Below are 1,199 nucleotides of genomic sequence, written 5' to 3' on the forward strand. Positions count from 1 at the left end.
TTAGCAACAACACCAGCGCCTACAGTACGGCCGCCTTCACGAATAGCGAAGCGAAGACCTTTGTCCATAGCGATTGGGTGGATAAGCTCTACGCCCATCTCAACGTTATCACCAGGCATAACCATTTCAGTACCGTCTTGTAATTGGATTGCGCCAGTTACGTCAGTCGTACGGAAGTAGAACTGTGGACGATAGCCGTTTAGGAATGGTGTGTGACGACCACCCTCTTCTTTTGACAATACATAAACTTCTGCGTCAAATTTGGTATGCGGCGTGATTGAACCTGGCTTAGCTAGTACTTGGCCACGTTGTACGTCTTCACGCTTGGTACCACGTAGTAGTACGCCACAGTTTTCGCCTGCACGACCTTCGTCAAGCAGTTTACGGAACATCTCTACACCAGTACAGGTGGTTTTTTGAGTGTCACGGATACCGACGATTTCGATTTCGTCACCAACTTTAACGATACCAGATTCAACACGACCTGTTACTACAGTACCACGGCCTGAGATTGAGAATACGTCTTCGATTGGCATTAGGAATGCTTTGTCGATGTCACGCTCTGGCTCTGGGATGTAGGTGTCAAGAATGTGTAGTAGTTCTACGACCGCTGGTTGGCCGTATTTTTCTTGTGAGCCTTTTAGGGCTTCGGTCGCTGAACCATGAACGATTGGGGTGTCATCACCTGGGAAGTCATAGTCGCTCAATAATTCACGAACTTCCATTTCTACAAGCTCAAGCAATTCTTCGTCGTCAACTACGTCACATTTGTTCATGAATACGACGATGTACGGTACGCCAACCTGACGTGAAAGCAAGATGTGCTCACGAGTTTGTGGCATTGGACCGTCAGTTGCTGATACAACTAGGATGGCGCCATCCATTTGAGCGGCACCAGTGATCATGTTTTTAACATAATCGGCGTGACCTGGGCAATCAACGTGCGCGTAGTGACGTACTTCGGTGTCATATTCTACGTGTGAGGTGTTGATGGTGATGCCACGTGCTTTTTCTTCTGGGGCTGAGTCAATAGACGCGTAGTCTTTGGCTTCGCCACCTGAAGTGATTGCTGCTACGGTTGCGATAGCGGCTGTTAGGGTTGTTTTACCGTGGTCAACGTGTCCAATGGTACCAACGTTGACGTGTGGCTTTTTGCGTTCAAACTTGGCCTTTGCCATGGGTATTTCCTCTTTTTTTGG

At 48.2% G+C, this 1,199-nt stretch carries 1 protein-coding gene; it reads right to left on the bottom strand.

Translation table 11 applies throughout. The features are described from left to right. On the bottom strand, positions 1–1,178 hold a 1,178-nt coding region (gene tuf / locus JMX48_RS13965), incomplete at its 3' end, for an elongation factor Tu (RefSeq protein ID WP_201538773.1). Positions 1,179–1,199: the final 21 nt, after the last annotated feature.

The sequence above is a fragment of the Psychrobacter immobilis genome (genome assembly GCF_904846225.1).
GTDB classification, from domain to species: Bacteria; Pseudomonadota; Gammaproteobacteria; order Pseudomonadales; family Moraxellaceae; genus Psychrobacter; species Psychrobacter immobilis_F.